11 protein-coding genes are annotated in these 13,383 nt (G+C 68.7%); 3 read left to right on the forward strand and 8 right to left on the reverse strand.

Features of this window, described 5'->3' with window-relative positions; genetic code table 11:
• Window positions 1-48: 48 nt before the first annotated feature.
• The 8 genes from BLR49_RS02545 to iolC all read right to left on the reverse strand — a co-directional run bounded on the left by BLR49_RS02545 (window position 49) and on the right by iolC (window position 9,571).
• Window positions 49-921, reverse strand: a complete 873-nt coding sequence (locus tag BLR49_RS02545; RefSeq protein ID WP_092532811.1) for a sugar phosphate isomerase/epimerase family protein — start codon at window positions 919-921, stop codon at window positions 49-51.
• 35 nt (window positions 922-956) lie between these two features.
• A complete protein-coding gene (locus BLR49_RS02550; RefSeq protein WP_092532814.1) occupies window positions 957-1,967 on the reverse strand; it encodes a Gfo/Idh/MocA family protein in 1,011 nt (336 codons plus the stop codon).
• 87 nt (window positions 1,968-2,054) lie between these two features.
• Complete coding sequence (locus tag BLR49_RS02555; RefSeq protein ID WP_092532817.1) at window positions 2,055-2,996, reverse strand: sugar phosphate isomerase/epimerase family protein; 942 nt, start codon at window positions 2,994-2,996, stop codon at window positions 2,055-2,057.
• Window positions 2,997-3,252: 256 nt separating this feature from the next.
• A complete protein-coding gene (locus BLR49_RS02560) occupies window positions 3,253-4,746 on the reverse strand; it encodes a CoA-acylating methylmalonate-semialdehyde dehydrogenase (RefSeq protein WP_092533427.1) in 1,494 nt (497 codons plus the stop codon).
• An 85-nt stretch (window positions 4,747-4,831) separates the two neighbouring features.
• Entirely contained in the window at window positions 4,832-6,739 is a 1,908-nt protein-coding gene (iolD, locus tag BLR49_RS02565) for a 3D-(3,5/4)-trihydroxycyclohexane-1,2-dione acylhydrolase (decyclizing) (RefSeq protein WP_092532820.1), read from the reverse strand.
• A 66-nt stretch (window positions 6,740-6,805) separates the two neighbouring features.
• Window positions 6,806-7,693: a 5-deoxy-glucuronate isomerase gene (gene iolB / locus BLR49_RS02570; RefSeq protein WP_092532823.1), complete on the reverse strand. Its 888-nt coding sequence runs from the start codon at window positions 7,691-7,693 to the stop codon at window positions 6,806-6,808.
• A complete protein-coding gene (locus BLR49_RS02575) occupies window positions 7,690-8,568 on the reverse strand; it encodes a Cgl0159 family (beta/alpha)8-fold protein (RefSeq protein ID WP_092532826.1) in 879 nt (292 codons plus the stop codon). Before BLR49_RS02575 ends, iolB begins: the two co-directional genes overlap by 4 nt.
• Before the next feature lie 13 nt (window positions 8,569-8,581).
• The gene (gene iolC, locus BLR49_RS02580) at window positions 8,582-9,571 is read right to left on the reverse strand and encodes a 5-dehydro-2-deoxygluconokinase (RefSeq protein ID WP_092532829.1); all 990 of its coding nucleotides are present in this window, start codon (window positions 9,569-9,571) and stop codon (window positions 8,582-8,584) included.
• 393 nt (window positions 9,572-9,964) lie between these two features.
• On the opposite strand from iolC, the gene BLR49_RS02585 reads away from it, so the two are divergent.
• The 3 genes from BLR49_RS02585 to iolG all read left to right on the forward strand — a co-directional run bounded on the left by BLR49_RS02585 (window position 9,965) and on the right by iolG (window position 13,344).
• Window positions 9,965-10,711, forward strand: a complete 747-nt coding sequence (locus BLR49_RS02585) for a GntR family transcriptional regulator (RefSeq protein WP_092532832.1) — start codon at window positions 9,965-9,967, stop codon at window positions 10,709-10,711.
• Window positions 10,712-11,263: 552 nt separating this feature from the next.
• A complete protein-coding gene (locus BLR49_RS02590) occupies window positions 11,264-12,340 on the forward strand; it encodes a transaldolase family protein (RefSeq protein ID WP_092532835.1) in 1,077 nt (358 codons plus the stop codon).
• Window positions 12,341-12,354: 14 nt separating this feature from the next.
• Window positions 12,355-13,344 carry an inositol 2-dehydrogenase gene (iolG, locus tag BLR49_RS02595; RefSeq protein WP_092532838.1) on the forward strand — a complete coding sequence of 330 codons (990 nt, stop codon included), beginning with the start codon at window positions 12,355-12,357 and terminating at the stop codon, window positions 13,342-13,344.
• The last annotated feature ends 39 nt before the right edge of the window (window positions 13,345-13,383 follow it).

Consider the following 13,383-nt stretch of genomic DNA (forward strand, 5'->3'; position numbering starts at 1 on the left):
GACTCAGGGGGTGGCCGCTGCGCGCCGCGCAGCGGCCACCCCCCGGGGTCAGGCGCCGAGCTCCTGGGTCAGGCGCTCCAGCGCGGCCTTGTTGTACTCGTCGGCCCACTCGTGCCAGCCGAAGATGCACACGGACACCACGCCGTCGAACTCAACCTCGCGCAGCGTCGAGAACACCTGCTCCCAGGGGACCTCGCCGTTGCCGATGGCGTTGTGCTGGTGGACGGTGACGTCGGCACCCGGCGGGTTGATGATGTACCGATTGCCGTCGTTGATGCGGTGGTTGAAGCCGTCGGAGACGTGCACCTCCCGGAGCTTGCCCGCCGCCGCGGCGGTGCGGATCATGCGGTCGGCGTCGCCCGCGCCGTCGGACAGGTGGAAGGTGTGCGGGCAGCAGTACTCGTACCCGAGCCAGTCCTTGTCCACGCTGCGCACGAGCTCCAGGGCCCGGTCATGCAGCTCCACGAAGTCGTAGGGGTGCGCCTCCATGTTCAGGCGGATGCCGTACTTCTCGAAGTGCGGCATCAGCTCCTCGATGGACTTGTACCACTGCTGCTCCGAACGGCTGGCGCGGTTGCGGTCGCCGGAGAACTCCGAGACGATGTCGCGCACGTCCAAGGCGTCGGCCAGCTCGAGCAGACGCCGCCAGTTGCGCACCTGCGCCTGCCGCTCGGCCTCGTCGGGCGAGGACCAGTTGAACACGGGGTTGAGGGTGCGCACCTTGACACCGGAGTCCTTCTCCGCCTGCTTGAGCTCGGCGATGAATGCCCGATCGGCCTTGGGGTAGTGGTGCCAGAGGTGGAACTCGTTGTTGGGTGACAGCTCCACGTACTTGAACCCGAGCTCGGCAGCCTTGTGCAGGGTGTCCGCGGTGGACATGCTCAAGTAGTACATGTTCGGGTCGAGTGCGATGTCGACCATGGGTCTCTCCTTTCGGTTCGCCTTCCCGCCTACTGTCAGGCGTAGAAGTCCGGCTTGTCGATGAGCGTGACGTCGACCAGCGGGGAGGTCTCGTCCTCCAGGGAGGCGACGGCGGCGTCGACGACGGAGGTGGCGGCGTAGCCGTCCCAGGAGGTCGAGCCGGTGTGCTCGTCGCGGGCGACGGCGTTGATCCACTCCTGGAACTCGCGGTTGAAGGCGCCCTGGAAGCGGTCGATGTGCGACTGGCACATGGCGTTGCGGTTGCCGTGGGCGTCGCGGATGTGGATCTTCTCCTGGTCGCCGAGGCGCACCGCCGCGGTCTCGAGCACGAGCTCGCACTCGATGGAGTAGGCCCACTGCAGGTTGACGTTGACCTCGTCGTCGATGCGCACGCCGGACTCGGTGTACATGACCACCACGACCGGGTCGATCAGGTGCTCGAAGCGGTGGGTGGTGGACTTCGGGCGCTCGACGCGCACCTTGACGATCTCCTCCCCCAGCAACCAGCGCATGGTGTCGATCTCGTGGATGGCGGTGTCGTCGATGGCCATGCGCGAGGTGTAGGACTCGGGCACCGAGGGGTTGCGGTGGCGGTTGTGCACCAGGAGGGCCTGGCCGTTCTCGCCCGCCTCCAGCACGGCCTTCATCTCGTTGTAGGCGGCGTCGAAGCGGCGCATGAAGCCGACGGTGACCAGCTTCTTGCCGGCCTTCTGCTCGGCCTCCATGATCTTGATGCAGTCCTCGGCGGTGGTGGCCAGGGGCTTCTCGCACAGGACGTACTTTCCGGCCTCGATGCACTTGATGACGTCCGGGGCGTGGACCTTGCCGAAGGTGGCGATGACGACGGCGTCGACCTCGGGGTCGCCCACCAGCTCGTCGGAGGTGTCGTAGACCTTGGCGCCGTAGGGCTCGGCGGCCGAGACCGCGGCGTCGTGGTTGATGTCCGCCACGGCGACGACCTCGCCGCCGGACAGCTCGTTGGTGATGCGGGCGAGGTGGGCGCGGCCCATGCCGCCGGCGCCGATCAGGCCAATGCGAACGGTCATGATTTCTCTCTTCCTTGAGGATTCTTTGAAGGTGAAGGTTTGCGGGTGCGCCCGGCGGCCCACCCGGGGCCGCCGGGCGAGCGTCGGTCAGGCCAGGCCCAGGCCGCACTCGGCCAGGTACTTGCGCATGTTGATGGCGTTGGGCTTCGGGAAGGACGGGTCACAGGGGTAGCAGTCCTGCTCGCAGATGCAGTAGATCGGCTTGTCCAGCTCGGCGAGCGCATCGACGAAGGCGTGCATCTCGGGCAGGCCGGCGGGTGGGCAGACCGAGGCACCCTTGGTGACGGCCTCCCCGAAGGGCCAGTCCTTCTCGTGGGCCTCGCGGGTGATGTCCTCGTCGAAGGCCTTGATGTGCACATAGGTGATGCGCTCGGGGTACTGCTTGCACAGCTCGACCGGATCACCGCCGCCGTACACGACGTGCCCGGAGTCCAGGCACAGGTTGACGTATGTGGGGTCGGTGGCGTCGAAGATGCGGGCGATCTCCTCGGGGGTCTCGATGTGCGAGTCGCCGTGCGGGTGCAGCACCATCTTGAGGCCGTACTCGTCCAGCAGCATCTGCCCCAGGGCATTGGCGTGCTCGACGTACAGCTTCCAGGCGTCGTCGGACAGGACGCGGTCGTCGGTCCACTCCCAAGTCTTGTCGTCGCGGTACAGCGGGGGCAGGTGGACCATGTACTCGGCGCCGACGGCGGCGTGGGTCTCGGCGATCTCGCGGAAGTGCCTGACCGTCTCGGGCCAGGCCTCCGCCTTGTGCAGAATGCCCCAGCCGGTGCCGGCGACGACGCGCATGCCGAACTCGTCGCACCACTTCTGCAGTTCCTTGGGGTCGGTGGGGAAGTAGCCCCAGGGCCCGGTCTCAATGACCTCGAAGCCCGCCTCGGCCATCTCCTCCCAGGCCTGGCGGGGGTCCATCTGCTTGGGGTCGTCGGGGAACCAGACACCCCACTGGTCGGGGCAGACGCCGATGGTGAGCTTGGAGTACTTCGGATCGTTGGTGTTGACAGCCTTCGAGGCGGTTGACGTCATTGTCGCTCCTGAGAGTTCTGATCGATTGCGCGGTCCGGCAATAGGACCCGGCCCGGCCGCCCGAATCGTTTCGGACGATCACAAGTGTAACGGCTCCAGATCCGAAACGCCAGAGATTTGTACGGACAATTTGAGGATCTGCGAAGGCGCCCCCGCCGCCCGCGAACCCGCGCAGAGACGGCGCGCCCCCGCAGTCACAGGTCGCTGCGGGGGCGCGCCGGCAGGAACCGCACCCGTCTTCCCGGAGCCGACCGGGCTACTCCTCGCGCTGGAAGGACATGGTGGCCGCGTAGGTCTTCTCACTGGGCCAGCGGGAGGTGACCGCCTTGGCCCGGGTGTAGAACTTCACGCCCTCCGGGCCGTGGATGTGGGTATCCCCGAGCAGGGACTCCTTCCAACCGCCGAAGGAGTAGTAGGCCACCGGCGTCGGGATCGGCACATTGATGCCGACCATGCCCGCCTCCACGTCAAGCTGGAAGCGCCGGGCGACCCCGCCGTCGTTGGTGAAGATGGCCGAGCCATTGCCGTAGGGCGAGGAGTTGACGATCCCAATGGCCTCGTCATAGCTGTCCGCGTGCACGATCACCAGGACCGGGCCGAAGACCTCCTCCCGGTACAGCTCGGAGTCCAGCGGCACGTTGTCGACGATGGTGGGGCCGAGGAAGTGGCCGTTCTCGTGGCCGGTAATCACCAGGCCACGGCCGTCCAGCACCACCTCGGCGCCCTTGGACTCGCCCTCATTGATCAGGCCGATGATCTTCTCCTTGGACTTGGCGTCGATCACCGGACCCATCTCCACGCCCTCGTCCATGCCGTAGCCGACCTTGATCCGCTCGGCGTGCGCCTTGACGCGCCGGGCCAGGTCCGGGCCGATCCCGCCGACGGCGACGACGACCGGCAGCGCCATGCAGCGCTCACCGGCGGCGCCGAAGGCGGCGGCCGAGATGTGCTGGGCGGCGAAGTCCAGGTCGGCGTCGGGCATGACGATGGCGTGGTTGTTGGCGCCGCCGAGCGCCTGCACCCGCTTGCCGTGGGTGACGCCGGTGTCCTGCACGATGTGCGCCACCGGGGTGGAGCCCACGAAGGAGATGGCGTTGATCCCGGGGTGCTCCAGCACCTTGGTGACCATCTTGCGGTTGCCGGAGACCACGTTGAAGACGCCGTCGGGCAGGCCCGCCTCCTGGTACAGCTCGGCGGTGAGCAGGGCCGCCGAGGGCGTCATGGAGGCCGGCTTGAGGATGAAGGCGTTGCCGGTGGCGATGGCGATCGGGTGCATCCACATGGGCACCATGGCCGGGAAGTTGAAGGGGCAGATGCCCGCGACGACGCCGACCGGCTGGCGCAGGGTGTGGATGTCCACGCCCGTGGAGATGTCGTAGGAGTACTCGCCCTTGAGCGCGAGGTTGATGGCCGTGGCGAAGTCGAGGGTCTCGCGGCCGCGCTGGATCTCGCCGATCGCGTCGGAGTAGTTCTTGCCGTGCTCGGCCACGATCAGTCTGGCCATCTCGTCCTGGTGCTCCAGGACCAGGTCGCGCATGCGGAACATGATGGCTGTGCGCTTGGCGAGGGAGTACTTGGCCCACTCCTTCTGCGCCCGGGTGGCCACCTCGACGGCGTAGTCCAGATCCGCGTCGGAGGCCTGCAGCAGCTCGGCCTCGACCTCTCCGGTGCCGGGATTCTCCACCGGGAAGCGGCCGATGGGGCTGCCCTCGTAGGGCTTGCCGTCGATCCAGTGCGTGATGGTCCGCAGCCCGGAGGCCGCTGGCGTGCTTTGTGTCATCGCTGACTCCTTGGGGTTGTTTCAGGCTTGGTTCAGGTATTGGGAGGTCAGTCGCTCACAGGTAGTGGCGCTGTGGCTTGCGGTCCTCTACGTACTGCGCGTACGCCTTCTGCGTTGACTCCAGGTTGGACACGCTGGAGACCACCACGTCCCACCAGGAGGAGGCCGGCGGGTTCGGGCCGTACAGGTCGGTCTCGATGTGGATCATGGCGGCCTCGTCCCCGGCGTGCGCCTGGGCGTATGCCTCCTTGAACTCCGCGATGGTGCTCACCCGGTAGACCCTCAGGCCCCAGGACTCGGCGTTCGCGGCGATGTCCACGCCGGCGATCTTGTCCTCGTCCTGCAGGTGTCCGCCCTGGCCGCGCCGACGGTACTTGGTGCCGAAGCGCTGGGAGCCGTGGGACTCGGACAGGGAGCCGATGGAGGCGAAGCCGTAGTTCTGCAGCAGCACGTAGATGACCTTGATGCCCTCCTGGGCCACGGTGGCCAGCTCCATGGGCAGCATCTGGTAGGTGCCGTCCCCGACGATGGAGACGACCTCGCTCTCCGGCCGGGCGAGCTTGACGCCCAGGGCGGCGGGGATCTCGTAGCCCATGCAGGAGAAGGCGTACTCCACGTGGTACTGGGTGGGGGTGCGGGCCTGCCACAGGGCCTGCAGGTCGCCGGGCATGGAGCCGGCGGCGTTGATGACCACGTCCTCGTCGCCGAGCAGCTCGTTGAGGGCGCCGAAGACCTCGGTCTGGGCGGGCAGCGGCGCGTGGCCCAGGTGGAAGCACTTGTCGGTGGCGGCGAACCAGGCCTCGCGCTCGCGGGCGATCTCCTCGGTGTAGGCGGGCTCCACGTGGTAGTCGGCCAGGGCGTCGGTGAGTGCCACCAGGGCCTCGCGGGCGTCGGCCACCACCATCTCGGCGCTCTGCTTGGCGGCGTCGAAGGCGGCGACGTTGACGTTCACGAACTTGACGTCGGGGTTCTTGAACTGGGTCTTGGAGGCGGTGGTGAAGTCGGAGTAGCGGGTGCCGACGCCGATGATCAGGTCGGCCTTGTCCGCCAGGTGGTTGCCGGAGTCGCCGCCGGTGGAGCCCACGCCGCCGACGGCGCAGGGGTGGTCGAAGTTGATGGCGCCCTTGCCGGCCTGGGTGTCGGCCACCGGAATCCCGGTGGCGGTGGCGAAGGCGCGCAGCTGCGCGGAGGCCTCGGAGTAGATGGCCCCGCCGCCGGCGATCACCAGCGGCCGCTTGGCGGCGCGAATCATGGCGACGGCGCGTTCCAGGGCCGCGGGCTCGGGCACGGGACGGCGCACGTGCCACACGCGCTTGCGGAAGAACTCGATCGGCCAGTCGTGTGCCTCGGCCTGGACGTCCTGCGGCATGGCGATGGTGACGGCGCCGGTGTCCGCCGGGTCGGTGAGCACCCGCATGGCGTTCAGCAGGGAGGGGATGAGCTGCTCGGGGCGGTTGATGCGGTCGAAGAACCGGGAGACGGGCCGGAAGGCGTCGTTGACGGTGATGTCCAGCGTGGTGGGGTCCTCCAGCTGCTGGAGCACCGGGTCGGGCACGCGGGTGGCGAACTGGTCGGACGGGAACAGCAGCACGGGCAGGCGGTTGGTGGTGGCCAGGGCGGCGCCGGTGACCATGTTCAGCGACCCGGGGCCGATGGAGGCGGTGCACATGTAGGTCTGCAACCGGTTCTTGGTCTTGGCATAGGCGGCCGCCGCGTGCACCTGGCCCTGCTCGTTGCGGGGCATGATGTAGGGCATGGGCTCCTCGCCCTCCAGCGGCGCCACCTCGTTCTGCAGCAGCGCCTGGCCGATGCCGGCGACGTTGCCGTGGCCGAAGATGCCGAAGGCGCCGGCGATCAAGCGCTGCTCGACGCCGTCGCGCTCGGAGTACTGGTTGGACAGGAACCGGATGGTGGCCTGCGCGACGGTCAGGCGGATGGTGCCGGCATAGGCTTCATTGCTCATGTGTGTTTCTCTATCTGTGCTGATCGGGGTTAGTCGGGGTTGGTTGGTGCTGGTCGGGTTTGAGCGTCAGCGCGTCATGGGCAGCCGCGGGTCGATCTCCTGGCTCTCCCAGGTGCCGCGGATCCAGTGGTGGGCGGGGTCGTCGGGGGCGAGCCAGACCAGGTCCTCGGCCGGGCCGGCCATGACATTGAGGTAGTACATGTCGTAGCCGGGCGCGGCCACGCACGGGCCGTGGTAGCCGTATGGGACCAGGGCGACGTCTCCCTGGCGCACCTCGGTGCACAGGTCGATGGGGCGGTCGGGGCTGGAGGAGTAGGTGCGGTGCAGCCCGAAGCCGGGGGTGCCGTCGGGGGCGGAGCGGATCTCGAAGTAGTAGATCTCCTCCAGCTCCCGCTCGTCGGCGGAGGCGACGTCGTGCTTGTGGGCCGGGTAGGAGGACCAGTTGCCACCCGGGGTGAGCACCTCGCAGCACAGCAGGTGAGAGGTCTCCACGCCGTTGTTCAGGGCGTAGTTGTTCACCTGCCGGGAGCAGTCCCCCGCGCCGCGCAGGTCCGTGCGCACCTGGTCGCGGCCGTAGTAGGCCACCGGCAGGTCCCGGGAGGCGACGGCGGCCGGCAGGGCGAAGCGCCCGCACCCGTGGGAGGTGATGGTGAAGGTCTTGCCACGGGGCACGTACAGGTAGTCGGTGATCTCCTCGAACACGCCAGTGCGGCCCGCCAGCTCGTAGGGCCGCCCATCCACCAGCACGGTTGCGCCCCCCTCCAGCGGCAGCACCAGCAGCTCGAACTCACCGGTCTCCAGGGTGGCGGAGCGTTCGGGAGCGAGCACGCACACGCGCAACGCGGAGTAGGTCCACCCGGCGCGAGCCGGATCGACGTCGACGGTGAGGGCGTCGTGCCCGCTGGAGCCCGCGGGCACGTAGATGTCGGATGCGGCTGGGGCGGTGGTGTTCATGAGAGCAGTCCTACGGTGTTGTCGACGGCGGCGGCAACGTCGTCGTCTGGGGGGAACAGGAGGGAGCGGCCGATGACCAGCCCCTTGACGGTGGGCAGGGCGAGTGCCCTGGCCCAGGACTCCCGGGCGGCGTCGGCGTCCGCGGAGACGGCCCCGCCCAGGATGAGGGCGGGGAGCGTGGAGGCCTCCATGACTCGCTCCATGTCATCCACCGCCGGCAGCTTGAGCCAGGTGTATGCGGAGGTGCGGCCCAGGCCGGAGGCGATGGCCATGGAGGTCATGACGGCATCGGAGCTGAGGTCGTTGACCACGCGGCCGGACTCCCAGCGGGAGATGAACGGCTCGACCATGGCCATGACCCCGCGCTCGGCCAGGGCGTCGACGGCGGCGGCGCAGGCGGCGAGGGTGTCGGCGGTGGCGGGGTCGGAGTAGTTGATGCGCAGCAGCATCTTGCCGCCGTCCAGACCCGCGTCGGCCACCCCGGCGGCGTCGTAGCCGGTGAAGCGGTCGTCCATCTCAAAGGCGGCGCCGGCCAGGCCGCCGCGGTTCATGGAGCCGTAGACGAGCTTGCCGTCCAGGGCGCCCAGCAGGGCCAGGTCCTCGATCAGGTCGGCGGTGCCCAGGAAGCCGTTCACGCCGGGGCGGGACAGGGCGGTGACGCAGCGCGCCAGCAGCTGCTCCCGGGAGGCCATGGCCATGGGATCGGCACCGGCCGCGAGCGCCCCGCGTGCGGGGTGGTCGCAGGCGATGATCATCAGCCTGCCGTCGCCGTCGGGCAGCGCGCCGCGGGGACGATCGGCCAGAACCTGGGCGATGCGCTCGGGCTCGTGCGCGCGAATGGCGACGATCCGGTCGGTCAGGGGCGTTTCGGACATCTACGGTTCCTCCTCACAGTTCCGTCAGCGCGGGCACGAGTTCTCGGTGAGTGCGCATGAGGGCGAGCAGCTCGGGCTCGGTGGGCATCGCCGTCGAGCACTCCAGCCGGGAGGAGACGATGGCGCCGGCTGTGGAGGCGGCGAAGATGGTCTTCTCCAGGCTCCAGCCGGACAGCAGACCGTGGCAGACGGCGCCGCCGAAGGCGTCTCCCGCGCCCAGACCGTTCTTGGTGACCACCGGGGTGACCGGAATCTCGACGCGCTCCTCGCGGGTCTTGGCGAGGGTGCCCTCCAGCCCCTGCTTGACGATGGCCAGCTCGACGCCGGCCTCCAGCAGCGCGTCGGCGGCCTTGTCCGGCTCGGTCTCGCCTACGGCGATGCGGCACTCCTCGCGGTTGCCGATGGCGACGGTGACCTTCGGCAGGACGGCGGAGACCTCGCGGTGCGCCGTGGCCTCGTCCTTCCAGAACATGGCGCGGTAGTCAAGGTCGATGATGGTGTGCTGCTTGCGCTCGCGCAGGTCCAGGGCGGCGTGGTGGGCGCTGCGCGAGGGCTCCTTGCTCAGGCCGGTGGCGGAGATCCAGAAGATGGCGGCGTCGCGGACGGCATCGCCGGGGATGTCGTCCTCGTTCAGCTCCAGGTCGGGCGCGGAGGGCTCGCGGTAGAAGTACAGGGGGAAGTTGTCCGGCGGGAAGATCTCGCAGAAAGTGACCGGGGTGTTGAAGTCTGACTTGGTAACCACATAGTCGTCGTAGACCCCCAGGCGGCGCATCTCCGAGCAGACGAAGCGTCCGAAGGGATCGTCGCCGACCCCGGTGATCACGGCGGAGCGGTGCCGGTAGCGCGCGGCGGCCACGGCGACGTTGGTGGGGCTTCCCCCCAGGAACTTGCCGAAGCTCTCCACGTCCTCCAGTCCCACCCCGATCTGAAGCGGGTAAATGTCGATGCCGCAGCGCCCGATGGTCAGCACATCGAGTGGTGGCGTGCTCGACGGAGCGGTCATGGTGGTCTCTCCCTTTCCACATCATTGGGGCGGGGCGCACACCTGCGCCCGCGAGGACCCGCTGTGAGAAGCCTGCCTCAGATCCACTTCACCAGTCAAGGGGTTTGTCCGAACAAATTGACGGGCCCTTCGGATCCGAGGCGCGCCCCGGGCAGGCCCCGGCGGAGCAGGTGGGCACCCGGCGCATGGCTGCGCCGACGCTCAGGGAATACAAGCCGGCGGCGGACGACCGAGGACGGCGGTGCGGGCGCTGGAGCCACGGGGGCGACCCCGCCTCGACCATGCGCGCAGGGCCGCTACATGAACGAGTCAAAGTCGATTCCCCACCATCGCCCCGCGAACCACCGCGGCGCCGTACGATGTGTTTATCGATCACCCTTTCAGAGAGTCTGCATGTCGGATACGCCCTACCAGCCAGAGATCACCATCGATCGCTCCAGCGGGCTTCCGCTATACGCCCAGATAGCGGAAGCCCTAGGCGCGCTGATTCTGGAGGGTGAGCTGGCGCCGGGAACCCGCATCGAGGACGAAGTCTCAATGGCCAAGCGCCTGCAGGTTTCCCGCCCCACCGCACGCCAGGCCCTGCAGTCCCTGGCAGACCGCGGACTGGTCTCACGGCGACGCGGCGCCGGCACCGTGGTCGCCTCCCCGCACGTGCGCCGCCCGATGGAACTGTCCAGCCTGCTGTCCGACCTGACCGCCGCCGGGCACAAGGTCTCCACCGAACTGCTGGAGTACACCACGCACCCGGCCAGCGAGGAGGAGGCGGCCCGCCTGGAGGTCGCCCCCGGCACCGAGGTCACCCATGTGCGTCGGCTGCGCAGCGCGGACGGCGAGCCAATCGCTCTGATGGACAACCTCCTGCCGGCCTCGACCGCACCAGCCCGGGAGGAACTGGAGCAGGCGGGCCTGTACGACCTGCTGCGCGCACGCGGAATCACCCCTGCCACCGCCAAGCAGGTAATCGGCGCGCGCAACGCCACCGCCAAGGAGGCCGACGCCCTGGATGAGCGCCGCCGCGCCGCGCTGCTGACGGCCAAACGCACCACCTACGACGCCACCGGCCGCGTGATCGAGTACGGCGACCACATCTACCGCGCCTCGCGCTACTCCTTCGAGACCTCCCTGTTCACCGGCTGACCAGCCCCGCCCCCTCGCCGAGATCGGTAGAAGTCACGTGCCCAGATCGGTCGATATGGCGGCGTAGGTACCGCCGCCTTGGCGGCGGACGCCCCCGTTCCCAGCACCGCGCGCAGTTACTCACCATGAACACGTGTTCGCGCCATATACACGAGTTCTGGAGGTTTGCATGGGTTCTATGCGTGCAAACCGCCTAAAACGCGTGTCTCAGAGGCGAAGTCGTGTGCGCGAGGCGAAGTCGCGCGTCCCGGAACCGCGGAGACAATACAGCGCCCCCGAGTGCCGAACCGTCGCAGGAAGTGCCGCGCCGTCGCGGCTGCCGGCGCTCCCAGTTACGGCCGGGCAGACCCAAGGACGCCGGTTAGCTCGCAAGCACGCGGGGCAAGGCGCCCCACCGGCGGCCCAGCCCACGAGCACCCGCGACACTGAAGGCAGCGACCCAAATTTGTCAGTACAAACTCTTGACAGCAGGGCCGCTCCGGGTTTGAATTGGGCCATCGGGCCACACTGCCGAGGACGCCGGTGGCCCACCCTCACCCCAGGAGCACGCCGATGAGCATTGAATACACCCCCGGCCCTCTTCTTGAGGCCGCCCGCACCACCCCGACCGCCCTGTGGAACGACTCGGCCGACCCTGATGAGCTGAGCCAGTCGATCTCCTTCGGCGGCGTGGGCGCCACGTGCAACCCGACGATCGCATACACCTGCATCAACCAGAAGAAGGAGCGCTGGCTCCCCCGGATCGCCGAGCTCGCCGAGGAGATGCCCGGGGCCAGCGAGTCCGAACTCGGCTGGCAGGTGGTGCGCGAGCTGAGCATTGACGCCGCAAAGCTGCTCGAGCCGATCTTCGAGGAGCACAAGGGTCGCAACGGCCGGCTGTCGATGCAGACAGACCCGCGCCTGGCCCGCGACGCCAAGGCCCTGGCGGACCAGGCCGAGGAGTTCTCAAAGCTCGCCAAGAACATCATCGTCAAGATCCCCGCCACCGCCACCGGCATCAAGGCCATTGAGGACGCCACCTACCGCGGCGTCTCGGTCAATGTGACCGTGTCCTTCTCGGTGCCCCAGGCCGTCACCGCGGGCGAGGCGATCGAGCGCGGGCTCAAGCGCCGCGAGGCCGAGGGCAAGGACACCTCCACCATGGGCCCGGTCGTCACACTCATGGGCGGCCGCCTGGACGACTGGCTCAAGATCGTCGCCAAGCGAGACAACCTGTTCATCGACCCGGGCCACCTGGAGTGGGGCGGCGTGGCCGCGCTCAAGCGCGCCTACCAGGAGTTCCAGTCCCGCGGCCTGCGCGCCCGCGTCCTGTCCGCCGCCTTCCGCAACGTCATGCACTGGTCCGAGCTGGTCGGCGGCGACCTGGTGGTCTCTCCGCCCTTCAAGTGGCAGAAGCTCATCAACGACTCCGGCTACAAGGTCGAGCCCCGCATCGACGTTCCCGTGGCCCCGGAGATCATGAAGACGCTGATGTCGATCCCGGACTTCGTGCGCGCCTACGAGCCGGACGGCATGACGCCTGAGGAGTTCGAGTCCTACGGCGCCACCCGCCGCACCCTGCGCGGCTTCCTCCAGGCCGATGCCGACCTGGACGCCCTGGTACGCGACGTCATCATGCCCCAGCCGTGAGAGGAGACGAAGAGATGCTCAACATCGCCATCATCGGCGCCGGCCGCATCGGCCACGTCCACGCCGGCACCGTCGCCGCTCACCCACAGGCCAACCTCGCGCTGGTGTGCGACCCCTTCGGCGACGCCGCCGAGAAGCTCGCCGCCCAGTACGGCGCGCGCTCCTGCAAGGAGGCCGAGGAGGTCTTCGCCGATCCGGAGGTCGACGCCGTCGTCGTCGGCTCCCCCACACCGCTGCACATCCCGCACCTGCTGGCGGCCGCGAAGGCCGGCAAGGCGGTCCTGTGCGAGAAGCCGATCGCCCTGGACATGCAGGACGTGGAGGCGGCCCGTGCCGAGCTGGACGCCATCACCACCCCCGTCATGTTCGGCTTCAACCGGCGCTTCGATCCGTCCTTCGCCGCCATCCACGCCGCGGTGCAGGAGGGGAAGATCGGCGTCCTGGAGCAGCTGACCATCATCTCCCGCGATCCGGCGGCCCCGCCTGCGGAGTACATCAAGGTCTCCGGCGGCATCTTCCGCGACATGACCATCCACGACTTCGACACGGCCCGCTTCTTCCTGGGCGAGATCGTCGAGGTCCACGCCGTGGGCCAGCACCTGGATCCCGTAATCGCCGAGACCGGCGACTTCGACGCCGCCGTGGTCACCCTTAAGGCCGCCAGCGGCGCCGTGGCGACGATCATCAACAACCGCCACTGCGCCTCCGGCTACGACCAGCGCCTGGAGGCGTCGGGCCGGGACGGCGCCCTGCTGGCGGAGAACGTCCGTGCCCACACGGTGCGCCTGTCCAACGCCGAGGTAACCGACGCCCAGGAGCCCTACCTGGACTTCTTCCTGGAGCGCTACGCCGACGCCTACCGGCTGGAGCTGTCGGCTTTCATCGAGGCGGTCGAGGCGGGAACCACTCCCCCGACCGGCATCGCCGATGCCGTCGCCGCACTGCGCCTGGCCGAGGCCGCCACCGAGTCCGCCCACACCGGCAACCCGGTTCGCCTGGCCTGAGGCACCCGCCCGCGGATGGCCGTCGGCCCGCCGCATCCT

This window comes from Actinomyces ruminicola, from assembly GCF_900103885.1.
GTDB lineage: Bacteria > Actinomycetota > Actinomycetes > Actinomycetales > Actinomycetaceae > Actinomyces > Actinomyces ruminicola.

Excerpts from the sequence above, each read along its gene's own strand:
- BLR49_RS02575 (WP_092532826.1), bottom strand. The coding sequence starts at position 8,568 with ATGTCCGAAACGCCCCTGACCGACCGGATCGTCGCCATTCGCGCGCAC.
- BLR49_RS02585 (WP_092532832.1), top strand. The coding sequence starts at position 9,965 with ATGTCGGATACGCCCTACCAGCCAGAGATCACCATCGATCGCTCCAGC.
- BLR49_RS02550 (WP_092532814.1), bottom strand. The coding sequence starts at position 1,967 with ATGACCGTTCGCATTGGCCTGATCGGCGCCGGCGGCATGGGCCGCGCC.
- BLR49_RS02590 (WP_092532835.1), top strand. The coding sequence starts at position 11,264 with ATGAGCATTGAATACACCCCCGGCCCTCTTCTTGAGGCCGCCCGCACC.
- BLR49_RS02555 (WP_092532817.1), bottom strand. The coding sequence starts at position 2,996 with ATGACGTCAACCGCCTCGAAGGCTGTCAACACCAACGATCCGAAGTAC.
- iolC (WP_092532829.1), bottom strand. The coding sequence starts at position 9,571 with ATGACCGCTCCGTCGAGCACGCCACCACTCGATGTGCTGACCATCGGG.
- iolD (WP_092532820.1), bottom strand. The coding sequence starts at position 6,739 with ATGAGCAATGAAGCCTATGCCGGCACCATCCGCCTGACCGTCGCGCAG.
- BLR49_RS02545 (WP_092532811.1), bottom strand. The coding sequence starts at position 921 with ATGGTCGACATCGCACTCGACCCGAACATGTACTACTTGAGCATGTCC.
- iolG (WP_092532838.1), top strand. The coding sequence starts at position 12,355 with ATGCTCAACATCGCCATCATCGGCGCCGGCCGCATCGGCCACGTCCAC.
- iolB (WP_092532823.1), bottom strand. The coding sequence starts at position 7,693 with ATGAACACCACCGCCCCAGCCGCATCCGACATCTACGTGCCCGCGGGC.